The sequence below is a fragment of the Chloroflexus islandicus genome, assembly GCF_001650695.1.
Lineage (GTDB): Bacteria > Chloroflexota > Chloroflexia > Chloroflexales > Chloroflexaceae > Chloroflexus > Chloroflexus islandicus.
The window spans coordinates 62,565-81,587 of the sequence record NZ_LWQS01000034.1 but is presented as its reverse complement, the minus strand read 5'-3'; the positions used below and the strand labels follow the sequence as shown (position 1 = coordinate 81,587).

The 19,023-nt window shown below is 61.8% G+C and carries 18 protein-coding genes; 13 read left to right on the top strand and 5 right to left on the bottom strand.

The window, feature by feature from the left end; genetic code table 11:
- Nucleotide 1: 1 nt before the first annotated feature.
- The 6 genes from A6A03_RS03060 (at nt 2) to A6A03_RS03035 (ending at nt 5,922) form a co-directional block, all read left to right on the top strand.
- Nucleotides 2-742: a class I SAM-dependent methyltransferase gene (locus tag A6A03_RS03060; RefSeq protein ID WP_066783461.1), complete on the top strand. Its 741-nt coding sequence runs from the start codon at nt 2-4 to the stop codon at nt 740-742.
- 111 nt (nt 743-853) lie between these two features.
- Nucleotides 854-2,026 (top strand): COG1470 family protein, encoded by a 1,173-nt coding sequence (locus A6A03_RS03055; protein WP_066783459.1) that lies wholly within the window; start codon nt 854-856, stop codon nt 2,024-2,026.
- A gap of 105 nt (nt 2,027-2,131) precedes the next feature.
- On the top strand, nt 2,132-3,079 hold the full coding sequence (locus A6A03_RS03050; protein WP_066783457.1) for an ABC transporter ATP-binding protein: 948 nt from the start codon (nt 2,132-2,134) through the stop codon (nt 3,077-3,079).
- A complete protein-coding gene (locus A6A03_RS03045) occupies nt 3,063-4,049 on the top strand; it encodes an ABC transporter permease (protein WP_066783456.1) in 987 nt (328 codons plus the stop codon). Before A6A03_RS03050 ends, A6A03_RS03045 begins: the two co-directional genes overlap by 17 nt.
- A 136-nt stretch (nt 4,050-4,185) precedes the next feature.
- Nucleotides 4,186-4,566 (top strand): fluoride efflux transporter CrcB, encoded by a 381-nt coding sequence (gene crcB / locus A6A03_RS03040; RefSeq protein ID WP_066783454.1) that lies wholly within the window; start codon nt 4,186-4,188, stop codon nt 4,564-4,566.
- 72 nt (nt 4,567-4,638) lie between these two features.
- Complete coding sequence (locus tag A6A03_RS03035; protein ID WP_066783452.1) at nt 4,639-5,922, top strand: DUF190 domain-containing protein; 1,284 nt, start codon at nt 4,639-4,641, stop codon at nt 5,920-5,922.
- Nucleotides 5,923-5,979: 57 nt separating this feature from the next.
- Here the strand turns inward: A6A03_RS03035 and A6A03_RS03030 are convergent, their stop codons facing one another.
- From A6A03_RS03030 to A6A03_RS03015, 4 genes are all read right to left on the bottom strand, one after another.
- On the bottom strand, nt 5,980-8,487 hold the full coding sequence (locus A6A03_RS03030) for an ATP-dependent Clp protease ATP-binding subunit (RefSeq protein ID WP_066783450.1): 2,508 nt from the start codon (nt 8,485-8,487) through the stop codon (nt 5,980-5,982).
- Between the two features lie 127 nt (nt 8,488-8,614).
- On the bottom strand, nt 8,615-9,820 hold the full coding sequence (gene rpsA / locus A6A03_RS03025) for a 30S ribosomal protein S1 (protein ID WP_066783448.1): 1,206 nt from the start codon (nt 9,818-9,820) through the stop codon (nt 8,615-8,617).
- Between the two features lie 108 nt (nt 9,821-9,928).
- Entirely contained in the window at nt 9,929-10,783 is an 855-nt protein-coding gene (locus tag A6A03_RS03020) for a DUF3329 domain-containing protein (RefSeq protein WP_245668796.1), read from the bottom strand.
- A gap of 596 nt (nt 10,784-11,379) precedes the next feature.
- A complete protein-coding gene (locus tag A6A03_RS03015) occupies nt 11,380-12,348 on the bottom strand; it encodes an MBL fold metallo-hydrolase (RefSeq protein ID WP_066783442.1) in 969 nt (322 codons plus the stop codon).
- 91 nt (nt 12,349-12,439) lie between these two features.
- On the opposite strand from A6A03_RS03015, the gene A6A03_RS03010 reads away from it, so the two are divergent.
- From A6A03_RS03010 to A6A03_RS02980, 7 genes are all read left to right on the top strand, one after another.
- Nucleotides 12,440-12,955 carry a rhodanese-like domain-containing protein gene (locus tag A6A03_RS03010; protein WP_066783441.1) on the top strand — a complete coding sequence of 172 codons (516 nt, stop codon included), beginning with the start codon at nt 12,440-12,442 and terminating at the stop codon, nt 12,953-12,955.
- Complete coding sequence (locus tag A6A03_RS03005) at nt 12,952-13,773, top strand: PHP domain-containing protein (RefSeq protein WP_066783440.1); 822 nt, start codon at nt 12,952-12,954, stop codon at nt 13,771-13,773. Before A6A03_RS03010 ends, A6A03_RS03005 begins: the two co-directional genes overlap by 4 nt.
- A 343-nt stretch (nt 13,774-14,116) precedes the next feature.
- Nucleotides 14,117-14,731: an NUDIX hydrolase gene (locus tag A6A03_RS03000; protein WP_245668795.1), complete on the top strand. Its 615-nt coding sequence runs from the start codon at nt 14,117-14,119 to the stop codon at nt 14,729-14,731.
- Between the two features lie 120 nt (nt 14,732-14,851).
- Entirely contained in the window at nt 14,852-15,265 is a 414-nt protein-coding gene (locus A6A03_RS02995; protein WP_066783438.1) for a DUF4491 family protein, read from the top strand.
- Between the two features lie 41 nt (nt 15,266-15,306).
- Complete coding sequence (locus A6A03_RS02990) at nt 15,307-15,642, top strand: DUF4491 family protein (protein ID WP_066783435.1); 336 nt, start codon at nt 15,307-15,309, stop codon at nt 15,640-15,642.
- Nucleotides 15,643-15,793: 151 nt separating this feature from the next.
- Nucleotides 15,794-16,396, top strand: a complete 603-nt coding sequence (locus tag A6A03_RS02985) for a 5-formyltetrahydrofolate cyclo-ligase (protein WP_066783434.1) — start codon at nt 15,794-15,796, stop codon at nt 16,394-16,396.
- A gap of 184 nt (nt 16,397-16,580) precedes the next feature.
- Entirely contained in the window at nt 16,581-18,071 is a 1,491-nt protein-coding gene (locus tag A6A03_RS02980; RefSeq protein ID WP_066783430.1) for a nitronate monooxygenase, read from the top strand.
- On the opposite strand, the gene A6A03_RS02975 is transcribed toward A6A03_RS02980, so the two are convergent.
- Nucleotides 18,037-19,008: a TolB-like translocation protein gene (locus A6A03_RS02975; RefSeq protein ID WP_066783428.1), complete on the bottom strand. Its 972-nt coding sequence runs from the start codon at nt 19,006-19,008 to the stop codon at nt 18,037-18,039. The genes A6A03_RS02980 and A6A03_RS02975 overlap by 35 nt on opposite strands.
- Between the last annotated feature and the right edge of the window lie 15 nt (nt 19,009-19,023).

Genomic DNA, 19,023 nt, shown 5'->3' with positions numbered 1-19,023 from the left:
TATGACCTTTGCCTACAACCAACAGCAATGGAATGCCTTAGGTCAGCTTGATCCGTTCTGGGCGATGACCGGTATGTCCGGTTGGGAATTAGACGAGTTCTTTCAGACGGGCCGGCATCAGGTAGCGCAGTTGCACCAAGAGATGCAACGTCTCGGTTATCCGCGCCGGTTTCAGCGCGTGCTCGATTTCGGTTGCGGGATCGGGCGGGTGGCGCCGGCGCTGCGCGAGCATTTCGCCGAGTATATCGGTCTCGATGTCGCCGAAAGTCTCATTCTCAAAGCACGCGAATTGCATCGCGATTTGCCTCATGCCCAGTTTCTGGTCAATACGGCTAGCCGGCTCGATCTGCCCGATAACAGCATTGACCTGATCTTTTCCTTTGGCGTCTTCCAGCACATTCCCGATCAGCAAGCGATCCTGCACCTCTTCAGCGAGTTTGCGCGGGTGTTAGCGCCGGGCGGATTGATCTTTACGAACGTTTGCCACCATATTCACTGGCCATACCGCTTGCAACTACGCCGCCGCGCCTACACTGCCCTCAAGCGTTTAGGCTTCCCTGATCACGCACTCTATTACCGCTTTAAGCTGTACCCGCAGTCGGTGCATTCAATTCCGCTCCGCCTTTTGTATGCGCACCTGCAAACGCTCCCCTTGCACGTGCGGGTGATGCGCCCGCAGTCATCGCTCGATGCCCCGCACCAGTTATGGGAATATGCGCTGACCAAGGAGGAGATTTCATAGAAAACGCTAATACACCGCTAATCTGTTTCTAATCATGACCCTCTATCTTCCCGAACGTGAGCGGATCTCCGCGGCAGATTGTGCAGTTGCCATCACAAGGGGAGGTAGACGATGCGTGCGTTTCGCATCATCAGCTTGCTCGTGATGTTGGCGCTGATCGCCGTTGTGGGCGCAGCGCCGGCGCTGGCCCAAGAGAACCAGCGTGATCTCTTTTTCTACACCCGTTACCCGGCCCAAGAAGCCACGGTTGGCGATGTTGTCACCGTTAAACTCACCCTCGGCACCGATACCACGCCGCAGATCGTGCGCCTTGGCATGCGTGAAGCGCCAAGCGGCTGGAATGTCACTTTCCGCGGCGATGGGCGCGTGATCCAAGCGGCCTATGTTGAGCCGAATAACAATGCGACCTTTGATCTGCGGATCGAGCCGCCGTCAGATGTGAAGGCCGGTTCGTACCGGATGGTGGCGGTAGCAACCGGGGTGAACCAAGAGGTGGCGTTGCCGATCGAGTTGACGCTGAAGGCCAAGACGGTGAACCCCGCTGGTCTGACCTTCAAAGTCGATCTGCCGACGTTGCGCGGTGCGCCTTCGACCACCTTCCGCTACAACGTGACCCTCAAGAATGAGAGTAGTGAAGAGGTGCCGGTGAGCTTGCTGGCCGAAGCGCCGCGCGGCTTCCAAGTCGATTTCAAGCTGTCGGGCCAGAGCATTACCAGCGTGCCGTTTGGCCCCAACGAGTCGAAGAACCTCAGCGTGGAAGTGCGCGCGCTCAATACGGACGTGCCTGCCGGTACGTATGAAATCGGTATTTTGGCCCGTGGCGGCGATTTGCAAGCGACCACCCGCCTTGTGGCCGATATTACTGGCCAACCGCAGTTGTTGCTGACCACGCCTGATGGCCGGCTATCCGGCGAAGCGCGGATCGGTGAAAAGACCGATGTGAAGCTGATTGTGCGCAATACCGGCAGCGCGCCGGCCCGCAACATCGAACTGAGCGCCTCGCCGCCGGTTGGGTGGACGGTTGAGTTCGAGCCGAAGCAGATTCCTGAGTTAGCCAACGGCCAACTGGTCGAAGTCACCGCGAAGGTGCAGCCATCGAATCAGGCCATCGCCGGCGACTATCTCGTCACCTTTACTGCCCGTCCGGCTGAGGCGGCGGTAGCTACCAGCGAATTCCGGTTTACGGTGTTAACCTCGACGATTTGGGGGTTGGTTGGGATTGCCCTGATTGCGGTGGCGGTGGTTGGCGTCGGCGTGGCGGTGATGCGGTTTGGCCGCCGATAACGTAGAGCCGCACGGCTGTGCGTTACGGTGGTAAAGACACACGGCTGTGCGTTACGGTGGTGGAGCCGCACGCCGTGCGGCTCTACAGATAACGGGGAAACGATTATGACCGACGTGGTGATTGAATGCCGTGATTTGACCAAACAATACGGCGCGTTTACCGCCGTCGATCACCTCAACCTGACCGTGCGCAAGGGCGAGATTTTCGGCCTGTTGGGGCCGAACGGCGCCGGTAAGACGACCACCATTCTGATGCTGCTGGGCCTGACCGAGCCAACCAGCGGTAGTGTGAAGGTGTTGGGGCTTGACCCGGCTCGCCAGCCGCTCAGCGTCAAGGCGCGGGTTGGCTATCTGCCCGATCAGGTCGGTTTCTACGATCACCTGACCGCGCGCGAGAACCTGCATTACATCGCTAAGCTCAATGGCATCCGCGAGCCAGAGCTGAGCAAGCGCATCAACGAGGCGCTCGATCAGGTCGGGTTGAGCAACGTGGCCGACCGGCGGGTTAAGACCTTCTCGCGCGGTATGCGCCAGCGGTTGGGGGTGGCCGAGATTTTGATCAAGCAGCCGCAACTGATCATCATGGACGAGCCGACGCTGGCGCTTGACCCGGAAGCGGTGCGCGAATTTCTCGATCTCATCCGCCAGCTTAAGGCGAGCGGCATCACCATCTTGCTCTCGTCGCACTTGCTGCAACAGGTGCAGGCGGTTTGTGATCGGGTCGGTCTCTTCCACCAAGGGCGCATGGTGCTGGAAGGCACGGTCGGCGAGCTGGCCCAGCGCGTACTTGGCGGCGCTTACCGCATTCACGTTGAAGCCGAAGGAGGCGATGCGGTGGCGGCGGCGTTGCGCGCCTTGCCCGATGTGGTACAAGTGTCGGCGAACGGCTCCCGGTACAACGTCGAAGCGCGCGCCGATCTGCGCGCCGAGATTGCTCGCAAGGTGATTGAGGCGGGTGGCAAGTTGCTTGGTCTGAGCGTAGACACACCCAGCCTCGATGAGGTGTATGCGCGCTACTTCCAGAAAGGAGCGGCCTATGCAGCACGCGCGTAGCCTAGCGCCCGCGCGCCAGCGCGAAGGGTCGCCGTGGACGGGGTTGTGGGCGGTGGTGGCCAAAGAGATGGCCGATTACCTGACCAGCGCCCGCATGATGATCCTTGAGGCGCTGATCTTGCTCACCGCCTTTGGCACTGTCTACGCTGCGTCGCAGAATCTGCGCGCCGGCGCCGGTACGAGCGATGATTTCCTCTTCTTGCGCCTCTTTACCACGGCCCGCGAGCCGCTGCCGGCCTTTGTCGGCTTCCTTGGCTTGCTGGTGCCGTTGCTTGCAATTGCGCTGGCGTTTGACTCGATCAACGGTGAGTTCAACCAGCGCACGCTCTCGAAGGTTTTGGCGCAGCCGATCTACCGCGATGCCCTGCTGTTGGGCAAATTCTTGGCCGGCTTGGGCACGCTGGCTTTGGCCCTGACCGCGATCTGGCTGCTGATCATCGGCATGGGTCTGCTGCAATTGGGCGTGCCGCCGAGCGGTGAAGAGACGGTGCGCATGCTCTGGTTCTTGCTGATCACCATCTTCTACGGCGGAATCTGGTTGGCGCTGGCGATGCTCTTCTCGATCATCTTCCGCCAACCGGCTACGGCGGCGTTAGCTGCGATTGCGGTCTGGCTCTTCTTCACCGTCTTCTGGGGCATCATCGCCAGCCTGCTAGCCCGCACGCTGCAACCGGCGCCGCCGGGTGATACGCAGGCGCTGATCAACCAGATTCAACTGGAACTGCTGCTCACCCGGCTGTCGCCGAACACCCTCTTCTCAGAGGTGGCGCTGGCGATGCTCAACCCGGCGGTGCGCGCCTTGGGGATTGTACTGCCCATCCAGTTGCACAATGCTATCCCCGGCACGCCACTGCCGGCTGGGCAAAGCATCTTGCTGACGTGGCCGCACGCCACCGGCCTGATCGCGGCGACGATCGTGCTGTTCGCCATCGGTTATATCCTCTTCCAACGCCAAGAGGTGCGGGCGTAAGGGGTGGAATGCTGGGGCGAACAATCCTTCGCCCCAGCATTCCATCTCCAGCCCTATCCCACAATCCCCCCAATCGTCGTACAATACAAATAGCTATTGTCGGGCTCTGCCTTGGATGAAGGAGAGATAGGCAGCGATGAACAACGTATTGGCGATTGCGCTGGGGGCGGCGATTGGCGCCAACCTCCGCTACGGCATTGGGTTGTGGGCGGCCCAACGCCTAGGCACGGCGTGGCCGTACGGCACCTTCATCATCAACCTGTTGGGCTGTCTGCTGATTGGCATGTTGCTGACCCTTGCCGCCAACCGGCTGACGCTCAGCGAACCGGTGCGGCTGATGTTGGTGACGGGCTTGCTCGGCGGGTTCACCACCTTCTCGACGTTTGGCTACGAGAGCTTTACCCTCTTTAACGCCGGCAACTGGCTGGCGGCGGCGGGGTATGTCGGCGGAAGCGTGGTGGGTGGCCTGATTGCCGTGGTGATTGGGGTCGGGCTTGGGCGCTGGATTGGTGGGTAAGGAGTTTGGCGCAGGATAGTAGGTGAGGGCGACGCTAGGCGTCGCCCTTGCCGCCTTGAAAGGAGGTCTCCAATGGAGCAGGCCGTGACACAGCAGCTCTGGATCTATATCGATGAGGGTGATAGCCAGCAGGGGCGCACTATTGCCTCGCGGATTGTCGATACCCTCCGGGCTGCCGGTGCGCCGGGAGTGACCGTTTTGCGCGGAGTGGGGGGCTACGGCACCCACGGCGTGTTTCATAGCGATCTGCTGGTTGATATTCCGAGCCGGTTACCATTGATCGTCACGTGCATTGACCGCACTGATCGCTTGCAACGAGTGCTGCCCAAGCTGAGCGAGATTGTGCAAGAGGGCTTGATCGTGCTGTCGCCGGTGCAAGTCGTGAAAGTAGGCCGGCGTGCCGGCGGGCTTTTTCCCTCTCACTTGACCGTCGCCGATGTGATGAATCACGATGTGGTTTCAGTGACGGTGGATACGCCGGTTGGCGAGTTGGTGCGGTTACTGCTCGAACGCGGCTTGCGGGCGATGCCGGTCGTGGATGGGCAGCGCAAGGTGGTGGGGATTGTCACCGACGCCGATTTGTTGCAGCGTGGCGTCAGCCAGTTGCCGCTGCACTTGCAGCAGTTATTGCCGGGTGACGAACGGGCGGCGCAATTAGCAGCGATGGCGGCGCGTCCGGAAAAGGCTGGCGATGTGATGACACCAAACCCACATACCATCCCGGTGACAGCTTCGTTGGCGCAAGCGGCGTTGGTGATGGCCGAGCACGATCACAAGCGGTTGCCGGTGGTGGATAACGAAGGCCGGCTGGTGGGGATGCTCAGCCGGTCGGATGTGTTACAAACGGTTGCCAACAACTTCGCGACCAGCGCTGATACGGCGCCAGCCGATCTCAGCACGGCTAAGACGGTGGGTGAAGTGATGAACCGCGATGTGCCAACCGTCACGCCTGAGACGCCGTTGATCGAGACGCTCGATCGGATTTTATCGACGCCGCGCCGGCGCGCCGTGGTGATCGACAAAGACAGGCGTGTGATTGGCATCATCAGCGATGGCGACATTCTGCGCCGGGCAATGCGACCGGTGGCGCCGGGCTTGTTGCAACGCTTCGCAATCTGGATCAGTGGCGGCGCGCGCCCGCCTGAGCTAGAGCTGGCGCTCAAGAATCAAACCGCCGCCAGTGTCATGACGAGTCCGGTGATTACGGTGACGCCAGATACCCCGATTGCAGCCGCGGTTGAGCAGACGATCGCGCACAGGATCAAGCGGTTGCCGGTGGTTGATAACGACGGCCGGTTAGTAGGGATGGTTGGACGAGCCGCATTGTTGGGGGCGTTGTTAGGTAGCGGGCGGTAGGGACAAGGAAAGGGGCGCAGCATCGCTGCGCCCCTCCTGTTGCCTTTACCGTTGTCTCTACGCCAATGCGGGGCTTTCTTCGACCTTCTCTTGGTCAATTTCGCGCTGTGAGCGCAACCGCAGTTGATCCTCGTGGGTATCGACGATCACCGTATCGCCATCTTGGAACTGCCCAGAGAGCAACCCTTCGGCCAGCGGGTCTTCGATCAGGTTGGTGATCACCCGGCGGAGCGGTCGCGCGCCGAAGGCCGGGTCGTAGCCGCGGCGAGCAAGGAACTCAAGCGCGTCCGGCTGCACGACCAGCTTGATCTGGTGCTCATCGAGCTGCGTCTGCACCCGCTTGAGCATCAGTTGGGTGATCGACTGAATCTCTTCACTGGTCAGCGGATGGAAGATGATCGTCGCGTCAATGCGGTTGAGGAACTCAGGCCGGAAGAGCATTCTGAGCGCCTCATCAACCTTGCGCCGCATATCGGTCTGATCAATCTCGTTGGCATTGCCGCCGAAGCCGATCCGTGACGCGCGGCGGATGTGCTCGGTGCCGACGTTGCTGGTCATGATGATGATGGTGTTGCGGAAGTCAACCCGCCGGCCCTTGCCATCGGTCAGGTGGCCATCTTCGAGCACTTGCAGCAAGAGATTGAAGGCATCGGGGTGCGCCTTCTCGATCTCATCGAACAGCACCACGCTGTACGGCTTGCGGCGGACGGCGTCGGTCAGTTGGCCGCCTTCGCCATAGCCGATATAGCCGGGCGGCGAGCCGACCAGCCGCGAGGTGGTGTGGCGCTCTTGGAACTCGGACATATCAATCTTGATCAGCGCCTCTTCGGTGCCGAACATAAACTCGGCCAGCGCCTTGGCCAGCTCAGTCTTGCCGACGCCGGTCGGGCCAAGGAAGATAAAGCTCCCGATCGGGCGCTTGGGGTCTTTGAGGCCGGCGCGCGCGCGGCGCACTGCCTTCGAGATAGTGACAATCGCCTCGTGCTGGCCGACGATCCGGCTGTGGAGGAACTCCTCCATGTGCATGAGGCGCTGGGTCTCGTTACCGGTCAAGCGCGTCACCGGCACACCCGTCCACATCCCGACCACTTCCGCGATATCCTCTTCGGTCACGTAAGGCCGGTCGTAGCGTTCATCGCTGCGGGTGCCGAGTTCGGCCTCAATCTCTTGGATGCGCTGGAGCATGCGCTCTTCGCGCTCGCGCAGATTGTCGGCCAGCTCAAGCTGCTGATCTTCCAGCGCCGCCTCGCGCTCTTTGCGCAGGGCTTCGAGACCGCGCAGAGCATCGCGCAGGCGCGGCGGGGTAGCCGAGCGATACATGCGCACGCGCGAAGCCGCTTCGTCGATCAAGTCGATCGCCTTATCCGGCAACTGGCGGTCGGGCACATAGCGGGCCGACAGCACCGCCGCAGCGCGGATCGCCTCGTCGCTGATCTGCAACTGGTGGAAATCCTCGTAGCGCGACTTGATCCCGCGCAAGATCTGGATCGTATCCTCGATCGACGGTTCATCGACCATGACCGGCTGGAAGCGCCGTTCGAGGGCGGCGTCGCGTTCGATATACTTGCGATACTCATCGAGCGTGGTCGCGCCGATCGTCTGCAACTCGCCGCGCGAGAGGGCTGGCTTGAGGATGTTGGCCGCGTCGAGCGTGCCTTCCGCACCGCCGGCGCCGATGATGGTGTGGAACTCGTCGATAAAGAGGATGCAGCGCGACTCTTTGATCTCGTCGATCACGCGCTTGAGCCGCTCTTCAAACTGGCCGCGGTACTTGGTGCCGGCGACCAGCGCCCCCATATCGAGCGTCACCACCCGCTTGCCCTTGATGCTATCGGGCACATCGCCTTGGACAATCCGCTGGGCCAAGCCCTCGACGATCGCCGTCTTGCCGACGCCGGGTTCGCCGATCAGGGCCGGATTATTCTTCGTGCGGCGCGAGAGAATCTGGATAACGCGCTCGATCTCGTGCTGGCGGCCAATGATCGGATCGAGCCGGCCCTGTTCGGCCATCTCGGTCAGATCGGTGCCGAGCGCATCGAGGTACGGCGTCTTCGACTGGCGTTGGGCCGGCGGCGTGCCGGGAGTAGCTGCAGCGCGCGTTTCGCTGCTGGCGCCGGCGGTGCCATGGCGCAGGGTGCGCATCACCTGATTACGCACCTGCTCGAGCGACACACCCAGAATATCGAGCACACCGGTGGCGACGCCTTCGCCATTGCGCACCAACCCCAGCAACAGGTGTTCGGTGCCGATATAGTGATGGTTGAGGCGATTCGCCTCTTCAATCGCGTACTTAATCACCTTCTGGGCGCGGGCCGTTAGTTCTTGGTCAGTGACCATCGTGCTCTCGCCGGGGCCAACGATAAACTCAACCGCACTGCGCGCCTGCGGCAGCTTCACCCCCAGCTCATCGAGCACACGGGCCGCAATCCCTTCGCTTTCGCGGATCAGCCCCAGCAAAATATGCTCGGTGCCGATGTATGGATGGTTAAACGCGCGCGCCTCTTCGGCGGCTAATTGCAACACCTGCTTGGCGCGCTTGGTAAATTTGCTGTACAGATCAGACATACTCTTCTCCACCTGCTAGACTGGAGGAAACGACTATTGGGCCTGACAGACCGGGGAATCCGAATATTGCCCTCCCGTGCCGTTGCGCTTGGTTGAGAGCGCCATCTCGACCAAGCAACGGCAGGGGCTAGCCATCATCCTCCGCTTCTGCGCCGCTCTCGGACGGCTCGTGTTGGAGCCGCAGACTCAATCCCATCCGCTTCCGCGCCGGATCGATCCGGATAATCCGGGCCTGCACCACTTGCCCTTCGCTCAACACCTCGCGGGGGTGCTGGATTCGCTCATCACCCATCTCTGAAATGTGGATGAGACCCTCTACCCCATCCTCGATCCGGGCAAACGCGCCGAACGAGGTGAGTTGCGTGATCGTCCCTTCGACGATCTGGCCCAACTGGTACCGTTCAGCCACCTTCGTCCACGGCTCGCTCTGGGTGCGCTTAATCGACAACGCGATCCGCTTGCGCTCGTGGTCGATGCTCAGGATCGACACCTTCACCTTGCTGCCGACCTTGAGCACCTCGGCGGGATGTTTCACCCGCGACCACGAAATCTCGGAGAGGTGAACGAGGCCATCGGCGCCGCCAATATCGACAAAGGCGCCAAAATCGCACACCGACGAAACGATGCCTTCGCGCACATCGCCCTCGCGCAACGACGACAGCAACTCATCCTTCTTCGACTCGCGGGTTTCAGCGAGCGCCTGCCGTTCCGACAAGATCAGGCGGTTGCGGTTACGATTAATCTCGATGACCTTCAACGGCAATTCGACATTAACCAGCCGGGCCATTTCGGATTGCTTCTGCGTTTCCGAGCTGCGGCTGATGCTCGACACTTGTGACGCAGGCACAAACCCGCGCACGCCGTCGAGATCGACCAGCAGGCCGCCCTTGTTGTAGTTCTTGACGCGGGCGTAGATAATCTCGCCCCGCTCGTAACATTCTTGCAACGCGCGCCAGCTCTTCTCTTGCCGAGCCTTGTCGATCGACAGGATCGCGCGGCCTTCCTTGTCTTCGGATTGGACGACGAAAACAAGTACCGGATCACCCACCTTCAACGCAGCGCGATCCTCTTCACTGAGCGTCTGCATCTCGCGGCTGGGGATGACGCCTTCGGCTTTAGCGCCAATATCGACGAGGATTTCGTCGCGGTCGATCCGCATGATCCGCCCATCAACCGTATCGCCGTGTTTGAGGTTGCGATACGCATGAGCCGGATCGCGCAGAATTTCCTCCATCAGCGCCTGATCGCCGCGATCGAGCAGATCGTTCAGATCAGGTTGGCGAACTTCGTCGTGATCGTTTGAATTATTGCCGGCATGATTCAACTCTTCCATGAAAGATCCCTGCGCAGAAGCGGCGGCGCGCCATTCGACGGGGCTTGGTCGGAGCGATACGTAGCAATATTATACGCCGGGCAGATTTAAAACGCAAGGATCATGATACTATTCCGCTTTCTGATGCAGGCAGGTATCGCCGAGCGCGAGGGCGTAACTGCGTGCCGGCGTCGTAAAGCGCACTGCGCTGAGGGGGAGCAGGCCGGCGCTGCGGAGGTAAAAATAGGCCTCTTCGGCGCAGGTGAGGGTGCCGGGTGCGGTTTGATGGATAAGGGTTGCGGCTTGCTCAAGCGGTTCGCCGATGGTGTGCAACCCGATCAGCGGCACGACTGCCACCCGGCCATGGCCACTGCTCAGGGCCATCGGCGGTATGGGTAAGCCAGCGGCTTCAGCGCGAGCTATGATGTTGGTCGCCGCCGCCACGGCGCTCCGTAACGGATCGGCTTCACTGGCAAGAGCGCCGCAGATGAGCAGCACAGCGTTGTCGCGCCACTGGAGCAAGGCCTGTTGGCGTTCGACTGGTTCGCTGATCAGATGGGTTCGGGCTCGCAGTTCGTCGAGTTCGTTGGCAAGATGAAGTTGGCCGACTGCTAAGACGGCGATAGGGGTGATGTGGCCATCGACCGGCGGATGGAGGTTGAGCGGATTGATTTGGCGCAGCGCCGGTTGGGCCGGCTGTAATCGTTGCCGGTGCTGCTCGGTGCGCCATTGGTGCAACAGCCGGTTGACGGCATGGCAAACTTCACCCCACGCGCCAGTGCCAACTTCGAGTTTGGCGTCGAGGGGAGCGTGGTGGAGATGATGGGCCAAAGCGCGCATCGCGCGCGCGAGCCGGTAACGTTCCCAGAGCAGCGCAAGCACGCTGCCGGCTAGGGCGATGATAGCGAGCGCAGGGGCAACCAACGCGCTGGCTAACGCGAAGATGCTGAGTATCAAGATAAGCAATATAGTCGGTGCATACATCCAGCGGCCCATCATCCACCCCGTTTTGCCCGCTTTGACTTGCGTTGTTTGCAGCGTACCATAGGGGCTGAGGTATGCAGATTGTGCGTAGATTACAGATTGGCGAAAGCGCGCTCGTTCACACGTGTCAGTGCGAGCCGCCGAAGGCGGCGAAGCAATCTCCCGCGAGCATGGGAGATACCCGCTCAGGGATCACTTGCGCTGAAGCGGGGGATTGCTTCGGGGGTTGCGCCCCCTCGCAATGACAACCGGTGAGGGGAGATTGCTTAGGTCGGGCGCCACCCAGCGTTGCTGGGTAGCGCCGCTCCCTCGCAATGACAATTGAACCTGTCCTTGCGAGCCGCCGGAGGCGGCGCAGCAATCTCCTGCGAGGACGGGAGATGTTCACTCAGGGATCACTTGCGCTGAAGCGGGAGATTGCTTCGGGGGCTGCGCCCCCTCGCAATGACAACCGGTGAGGGGGGATTGCGTTGGGGCTGCGCCCCCTCGCAATGACAACCGGTGAGGGGGGATTGCTTCGGTCGGGCGGCCCCCGCGTGGCTGGGGGCCGCCGCTCCCTCGCAATGACAAGCGGAACGCGCCGCACTGTGCCGGTGTTAAGCCGTATACCGCACCAGCTCATCGTCCTCGTGACGATGAATAGCGCCATCGGCTACCAGCAACTCGAGGTGGGCGATCGTTTCGGCAATCGCAAACCGCGCCTCGTGGGGGGTGAAACGCTCGACGGCGAAGACGCGCTGCGCGACGGCGAAGGCTGTTTCTGCGCCATTGCGCACCGCTTCCAACATGGCAGCCAACCGTTCGTGGTGATGCGCTTGCAATTCGGTCACCCGCTCGGCCCACGTTGTGATCGTCTTGCCGTGGCCGGGTAGCGCCAGCTCGACATCGAGCGTGGCTAGTTCGCTCAGCGAGGCGAGATATTTGCGCAACGGATCCGGCTCGCTTTCCGGCCAGATGCCGATATGCGGCGTGATCTTGAGCAACACTTGATCGCCAACCAGCGCCAGCCGGTCGTCTGGGGAGTAAAATACTAATTGGCCGTCGCTGTGGCCGGGGGCATGGATCGCGAGAAAGCGCCGCTCTCCCATCGTGAGCCATGTGCCCGCCGGCAGCGGCGTGAGCGGCGGATGCGGCCGGGTGGCGGCGCGTAAGGCTGCGATTGCGCCGACGACCTGTTGCACGAGATCGGCGGGCATGCCGTGACGGAGAAAATGGCGTAAACTAGGATCGTCATGGTCGGCGCGGTGCATCCACACCTCTTCGGCCAGTTCGATCTCGCGTGGCGCCAGCAGCACGCGCGCTCCCGAACGCTCGTGCAGCCAGCCGGCCATGCCGAAGTGGTCGGGATGAAAATGGGTGAGGACGATGGTGTGGATCTGGCGCGGTTCGATGTCGAGTTCGGCGAAAGCCGCTTGCCAACCGGCTTCGCCGGCCGGAGTGTGCAAACCGGTATCGACTACCGTCCAGCCCTGCGCATCGCGCAGCAAATAGACGTTAACATGGTTGAGGGCGAAAGGGAGCGGCAAGCGTAATTGGTACAGATGAGGGAGCAGCGCGGTGATCATAAGGCAGTTCCTGTGAGTGAGCGCAATGCGCCGGCGAACAGCTATCTGCATTATAATACCGCGAGGATGTAGACAATACCACATTTGATGTATGGAACATTTTGAAGCTCATACCAACCAACCGCCGGCATGGCGCTTGCCGGCGATCATCGGCGGCATTGTGGTGCTGGCTGGCGTGTTTGCCTTCGTGATCACCGGAACCGGCGCACCGGCGCCGGCTGCTGCGCCGACGGTGGCGCCGACCGTTGAGGCGGCGGCTGGCCATGGCGATTTCAGCAACAGTCCGCCCGCGCCGGCGATTTCGGTCGCCGATGCGCAACAGCGCTGGCAAGCCGGCCAAGTAATTTTTGTCGATATGCGTTCGGGTGAGGCCTACCAAGCTGCGCATTTGCCCGGCGCGCTCAGTTTGGCCTCACCCGATCTCAACCAGCGACTGGCGGCTTTGCCTCCCGGCTGGGTGATCATCACCTACGGCGATGCTAGCCGGCCAGAGGCGGGCCAGCGCGGAGCGCAGATCTTTCGTGATCTTGGCTACGGGCCGGTCGCCGCGCTTGAAGGCGGGATTGAAGCGTGGCAGGCGGCCAACCTGCCGGTGGAGCGACCATGATCGATTTGCATATCCATACCAACGCCACACCCCACCATGCGACGTGGACGCCGGTGGCGTTGGCGGTGGCGGCGGCGGCGCGCGGCTTGACGATGATTGCCGTGACCGATCACAATACGACGGCGAATGTGATTACCACCGCGATGGCCGGGATGCACTACGGTGTGCAGGTGGTGAGCGGGGTCGAGATTGATAGCGCCTTTAACGGCAAGCTCTGGCATACGCTGGTGTATGGCGTTGATCCGGAAGCGCCGGCCCTGCTTGATCTGTGCGCTGAGGTTGTCAATCGGAATGCGGCCGATGCGGCGCAATTGCTGCGTGATCTGGCGGCAGCCGGCTTTCGATTGCCCGGCCTCAGCGATCGCGATCGTCCGCCGACAGTGGCTGATGTCGCGCTGGCATTGGCGCGCAACAATGACTTGCCCGGCCGGGTGGCCGGCGAAGGCGACGAAGAGGCCGGGATGCGCTTCATCCTCACCCACTTCGCTGCGGCGTACCGGCCGTTGAGTGTTGACGAGATTATCAGCGTTGCGCACGACCTCGGCGGGTTGGCGGTACTGGCCCATCCGGGCCGCGCTAAAGGCATCTATGCCATTCCAGCCACTGATGATGACATTGCCGCTTTGGCGGCGGCGGGTCTGGATGGAATCGAGGTCTATTACCCAACCCATGACGCCGCTACCCGCGCGCGGTTGCTGGCGGCGGCGCAGCGGCATAACCTGCTCGTCTCCGGCGGCAGCGACTCGCACCATCCCCAGCAGGATTTGGCCACGTGGCCGGCCAAGGATCTGACGATTGTGGCCCGGCTGCAACGGTAATGCGAGCGTAAAGAGATGGCTGTGGCTTATGGGGATGCAGCGCTGCTGCATCCCTATATGCTGCATATCCTTGCGATCATAAGCATACGCGCTGCTTGCGCAGGACGAAGCCTGTTGAGTGATGGACTCCGCCAAAGCGGGAGATTGTTTCGGGTGCGTTGCACCCTCGCAATGACAACAGGCCAAAGTGGGAGATTGCTTCGGGCGCGGTGCGCCCTCGCAATGACAGCAGGCCGTACCGCCTTCGAGTGCTTGTAGTCTTGACGCCGCCTGAGAAGTCTCATGTTCCTTTACCACACCGCCTAGCCTGCACTCTGAGCGGGAGATTGCTGAGGTAGCAGCTATGATGAACATTCAGTCGATTGTTGCCCACCTGCCAGTTCACCACCAAGCTGAAGTGGCTGAACTGGCCGTCCGGTATGGCATGCCGCGCCATCGCCACGTCGTGCTGGCCGATGGCGTCTTCGATCCGCTGATCAAGACCGATCGGGTCGGGGAAGTCGGGATGGTCGTGCGCCGGCGCGACGGCGGCATCTTGGTAGCGCGCAAAACGTATTATCCGCCAGAGATATTCCGGCTGCTGACCGGCGGCGTCGGGCCGGGGGAACCTATTGCCAGCGCGCTCGCACGGGAAGTCGCCGAAGAGACGAGCCTCACAGTCCAGATCAGCCGGTTTTTGAGCGTTATCACCTACGCAACGCCGGATCTCATGTCGCGCCGGTTTGTGAGTTACGTGTTTCTGCTCGATGAAATAGGCGGCGCCTTGCACGTCGCCGACCCGGCAGAACAGGTGGCCGAGATGCGCACCGTGTTGCCGGCCGAGTTACCAGTGCTGGCCGCCCGCTTGCGGCAACTGTCTGACCGGACTGATCCGGCGATTAGCGGCAAATGGGCCAGTTGGGGCCAATTTCGCGCCGTGATGCACGAAGAAGTGGGTGCGTTATTGGAGGCCGGATAAGAAAGGGGCGATAGATGCCTTAACCCTCTCCTACATGTCCTCTTCGCACTTGACATGCCAGCCCTTCCATGTAATACTGCACACAATTGCTAAGATTTGTGTAGATTTGTGAGGGATGGCATGCTGCAAACAAGTGGTCTCTGGTTGGCGCTGGCAACATTTCTCAGCATCTGGTGGGGGCATGTCGGGGTTCGTTGGCTTGAGGCCAAGAGCGCCGACATTCGCCCGCCGATGGTTGCGTTGATCATCGCCGGTCTTATCCTCAACGTTGCTGCCCTCTTCGCGCCGAATGTCACCATCGGCGGCGTGTGCAGCGTGGTTGGGATCGCGCTGTGGTGGGATGCGTTTGAGCTAGTGCGGCAAGACCGGCGAGTGCGCCACGGCCATGCGCCGGCGAACCCTAACAACCCCCGCCATGCCCGTTATCTGGCTGAGGGCAAGGCGACACTCCACGACCCGCTCGATCGCGAGCCGAGCGATCCGTTCGTTGATACGCAGCCAACGGCGCACCGCAAACCCGAAATCGCCTCGTAGCACTGCATGGATTAGCAGCACATATCACTGAGGTCATCGCTATGATGTGGGAAGGTCTGGCAATCGGTCTCTTTAGCCTTGGCATTATCGGCTTTGGCTTCTTTTGGGTCATTCGCATGGAGTACCATCTCGGCTACCTGTGGTGGCCGTATCCCTTACTCTTTGGAGTCGGCATCATCGTGCTCTCGCTGTTGGTGGCGGATGCGGGTTGGTCGGCGTTGCTCGGCGTGACCGGCGCTTCGTTTATCTGGGGGGCCACCGAGCTCAAAGAGCAAGCCGTGCGGGCCGATTTGGGGTGGTTCCCGCGCAATCCGAAGCCCAAGCCGTTGCCGCCGTTTGCGAGCGTCATTCGCAAAATCAAAGCGCCCCACCTGTAAATGGAGAGGCGCAGAGGGGGCAAAGGCGCAAAGGATTTTAACGCAAAGACGCAGAGAACGCGAAGAGCGCAGAGGGTTAGGGGTGTTGTCCTCTGCGCCCTCTGCGTTTTCTGTGGTACGATAGTTCAATGGAGCGGATATCATCGAAGACATGACCGAGCTTGCCGCCCAGAAAGCCGCTTTGCGGGCCGCAATGATGGCGCGCCGCGATGCGCTGCCCGATCGTGATCGGCGCAGTGCGCAGATCTGCGCCTTGGTGCAGCAACTGCCGGCATTTCTGGCGGCGACGGCTATTCATTGCTATATGCCAATGCGATCCGAGGTTGATACGAGACCGCTGATCGCGGCGGCGTTAGCTGCCGGCAAAGCAGTGGCTGTGCCGGTGGTGGCCGGTCAGCGCCGGCTCGAGCATAGCTGGATCGACAGCCTTGCCGAAACCGAATGGGTGCGCGGAAGGTTTGGCACGCTCCAGCCGCGCCAGATCCGTCCGGCCCAACCCGGTGCGTGGTCGTTGACCATCGTACCGCTGCTGGCGTTTGATCACGATCTGTACCGGCTGGGGTATGGCGGTGGTTTTTACGATGCGTTGCTGGCCACCGCACCTACCATTGCGGTTGGCGTCGCTTTTGCCGTGCAGGAAGTGGCGCACTTGCCGCGCGAGCCGCATGATATCCGGCTTGATCTGGTTGTCTGCGAGGATGGGATCAGAGGGGCCGAGCAGGGGAGCGCGCGTTCTGGCTCTGCTGGCCGGTAGCGGATTCTTATCTGGCGCCGATCCCTGCTCTGCGGTATGATATGAGGAAGAGGGTCAAAGTTCCGTTTGCATCGCTTGTTCGCCAACCCCGATGGCATTCCACGGAAATCTGCACGTTGCCCCGCCCGCCTTTGGCAGCGATCCTGATCGGCTGCCGTTTGTAATGTCTAAGGAGTCTTGAACCATGCGCGCCACCGATTTGCCGATGATTATTCAGGGTGGCATGGGCGCCGCCGTTTCTGATTGGCGACTGGCGCGAGCTGTAGCAGCTTGCGGCCAGCTCGGCGTTGTTTCCGGCACCGGTATCGATACGATCCTGATCCGGCGCCTGCAAGATGGCGACCCTGATGGCGCAATGCGGCGGGCCATGGCGCATTTTCCCGTTCCCGGCGTAGCCGAGCGCGTGCTGGAGGCCTATTTCCGGCCGGAAGGCCGCGCGCCTGATGAGCCATACGCGCTGCTGCCGATGTACAACCTGAAGGTGAGTAAAGAGCGGCAACAGGTGGCGATGCTGGCGGCTTTTGTTGAGGTGTGGCTGGCCAAAGAGGGGCATGATCGCCCGATTGGCATGAATTTACTGACCAAGATTCAGTTGCCCAATTTGGCCCTGCTTTATGGGGCGCTGCTGGCCGGGGTGGATGTGATCATTATGGGGGCCGGCATTCCGCGTGAAATCCCGGCGGCGCTCGATGCGTTGGCGGCTAACCAGCCGGCCCGCCTGACGGCAGAGATTGAGGGTGACGATGGCGCGCCGCCAACGTACATTACCTTCGAGCCGGCGGAGCATTGGCCGGGTGAGCCGCCGGCGTTGCGCCGGCCACTGTTTTTGCCGATTGTGGCCAGTGTGACATTGGCGACGATGTTTGCGCGCAAGATTGCCGGTGTCGATGGGTTGGTGATCGAGGGGCCGACCGCCGGCGGGCACAATGCGCCGCCGCGGGGTGAGTTGCAGCTCAACGAGCGCGGCGAGCCGATCTATGGGCCGCGCGATCTAGTTGATCCCACCAAGATCGCTGCGCTTGGCCTGCCGTTTTGGCTGGCCGGCGGCACGGCTTCGCCGGAAGGGTTGGCGGCGGCCCGCGCTGCTGGCGCGATGGGCATTCAGGTGGGCACGCTCTTTGCCTTCTGCACTGACTCGGGCTTGGCTGACCCGCTGCGCCGTTCGGTGCTCGAAGCGGCGGCCCGTGATGCGGTGGATGTCTTTACCGACCCGCGCGCCTCGCCGACCGGGTATCCGTTCAAGGTGGTACGTTGGGATACCGACCCAGCGCAAGGGGTGCCGCGCCAGCGGATCTGCGATCTTGGGTATTTGCGCACGATGTATCGCACGCCGAAGGGAACGATCGGCTATCGTTGCGCGAGCGAACCGGTGGCGACCTTCGTCAAGAAGGGCGGCGATCTGGCCGAGACGGAAGGCCGGCGCTGTTTGTGCAATGCACTGATGGCCAATATTGGGGTGGGGCAGGCGCGCGCCGATATTGGCGCCGAGCCGCCGCTGCTGACGAGCGGCGATGATCTGGTGCGGCTGCGCACGATCTTCGACCTAACGCAGGGCTATTCGGCGGCTGATGTGATCGCTTATCTGCTCGGCGAACGTCCGGCGATGCTCTCCTTCCCGGCGGCGCAACCGGCCGAGCCGGTTACGGCGCCCACGACAAGCCCGCATCGGCGTTGATAGTGAAATTGGTTGAAATGCGGCGTGGCGGCTCAATTTGAAAGCCTTCATCGGTGGCCGTCACGCCGGCCAGATAGAGGTCGAACCCGCGCCCGCCCGGCGGAATGGCGAGAAAAGCCAGCATTGCGCCGTCGGGTGAAAAGACCGGCGCGCGCGCCGTGCCGAGATCGGTCAAACGCACCGCCGATCCGCCAGTGACCGGCATGGCATAGAGATCACTTCCCCCGTTGATGCCAACTGCAAACACTAGCCAGCGCCCGTTGGGACTCAGGGCCGGATCGTAGGCTGGAACCGGCGCTCCCGGTAAGGGGGCAGCTTGGCCGCCGGCAATCCGGTACAGTTGTTGTTGCCCGTCACTGCCGAGCGGGGTGCGCACCGCGATCAGATCGCCCGATGGCAACACGGCGATACGGCCAAGCTGCGCATTCGGATCGGCGAAGACGGGTTGGCGCTGGCCGGTGAGGTCATAGCGGAAGATGGCCAGCGGCGCATCAGCCGGCGGATCACCCGCCGGCGGCGCAGCTTGGGCCGCAGCGAGCACCCCGCTGCCATCGGGCAACCACGTTGGATACAGTGCCCACATAGCGGCATAGACCCGCTCGAGACTGCCGGGAGGCGCCGCTGGGTCGTTACGGGTAAGTTGGGCAATGGTCGCGCCCGCGCTATCAGCGACGATCACATCACTGGCCCCGGCGCGCGGCACAACGTAAGCGATCCGTTCGCCAGCCGGATCAAACACCGCTTGCGTCGCCGGCGGCGCAATCACTTGGCGGGCTGTGCGTCCTTCCCACAACCAGATACCGCCGCTGTGACTAAACAAGAGCCTGCCCGGCAGTTCGTCACCGCGCAGGGTGGCCGGTGCGGTTGGCGTCGCCGGTGCGGTTGGTGCGGCGCAGGCGGTGATAAGGAGCAAAAGCAGGATCAGGAAACGCTTCATAGCACCAAGAAATCG

Coding starts and splice junctions, on each gene's coding strand:
- A6A03_RS03030 (WP_066783450.1), bottom strand. CDS start 8,487: ATGTCTGATCTGTACAGCAAATTTACCAAGCGCGCCAAGCAGGTGTTG.
- A6A03_RS03005 (WP_066783440.1), top strand. CDS start 12,952: ATGATCGATTTGCATATCCATACCAACGCCACACCCCACCATGCGACG.
- A6A03_RS03045 (WP_066783456.1), top strand. CDS start 3,063: ATGCAGCACGCGCGTAGCCTAGCGCCCGCGCGCCAGCGCGAAGGGTCG.
- A6A03_RS03000 (WP_245668795.1), top strand. CDS start 14,117: ATGATGAACATTCAGTCGATTGTTGCCCACCTGCCAGTTCACCACCAA.
- A6A03_RS02990 (WP_066783435.1), top strand. CDS start 15,307: ATGATGTGGGAAGGTCTGGCAATCGGTCTCTTTAGCCTTGGCATTATC.
- A6A03_RS03035 (WP_066783452.1), top strand. CDS start 4,639: ATGGAGCAGGCCGTGACACAGCAGCTCTGGATCTATATCGATGAGGGT.
- A6A03_RS02995 (WP_066783438.1), top strand. CDS start 14,852: ATGCTGCAAACAAGTGGTCTCTGGTTGGCGCTGGCAACATTTCTCAGC.
- A6A03_RS03060 (WP_066783461.1), top strand. CDS start 2: ATGACCTTTGCCTACAACCAACAGCAATGGAATGCCTTAGGTCAGCTT.
- A6A03_RS02985 (WP_066783434.1), top strand. CDS start 15,794: ATGACCGAGCTTGCCGCCCAGAAAGCCGCTTTGCGGGCCGCAATGATG.
- A6A03_RS02975 (WP_066783428.1), bottom strand. CDS start 19,008: ATGAAGCGTTTCCTGATCCTGCTTTTGCTCCTTATCACCGCCTGCGCC.
- rpsA (WP_066783448.1), bottom strand. CDS start 9,820: ATGGAAGAGTTGAATCATGCCGGCAATAATTCAAACGATCACGACGAA.
- A6A03_RS03010 (WP_066783441.1), top strand. CDS start 12,440: ATGGAACATTTTGAAGCTCATACCAACCAACCGCCGGCATGGCGCTTG.
- A6A03_RS02980 (WP_066783430.1), top strand. CDS start 16,581: ATGCGCGCCACCGATTTGCCGATGATTATTCAGGGTGGCATGGGCGCC.
- crcB (WP_066783454.1), top strand. CDS start 4,186: ATGAACAACGTATTGGCGATTGCGCTGGGGGCGGCGATTGGCGCCAAC.
- A6A03_RS03050 (WP_066783457.1), top strand. CDS start 2,132: ATGACCGACGTGGTGATTGAATGCCGTGATTTGACCAAACAATACGGC.
- A6A03_RS03015 (WP_066783442.1), bottom strand. CDS start 12,348: ATGATCACCGCGCTGCTCCCTCATCTGTACCAATTACGCTTGCCGCTC.
- A6A03_RS03055 (WP_066783459.1), top strand. CDS start 854: ATGCGTGCGTTTCGCATCATCAGCTTGCTCGTGATGTTGGCGCTGATC.
- A6A03_RS03020 (WP_245668796.1), bottom strand. CDS start 10,783: ATGTATGCACCGACTATATTGCTTATCTTGATACTCAGCATCTTCGCG.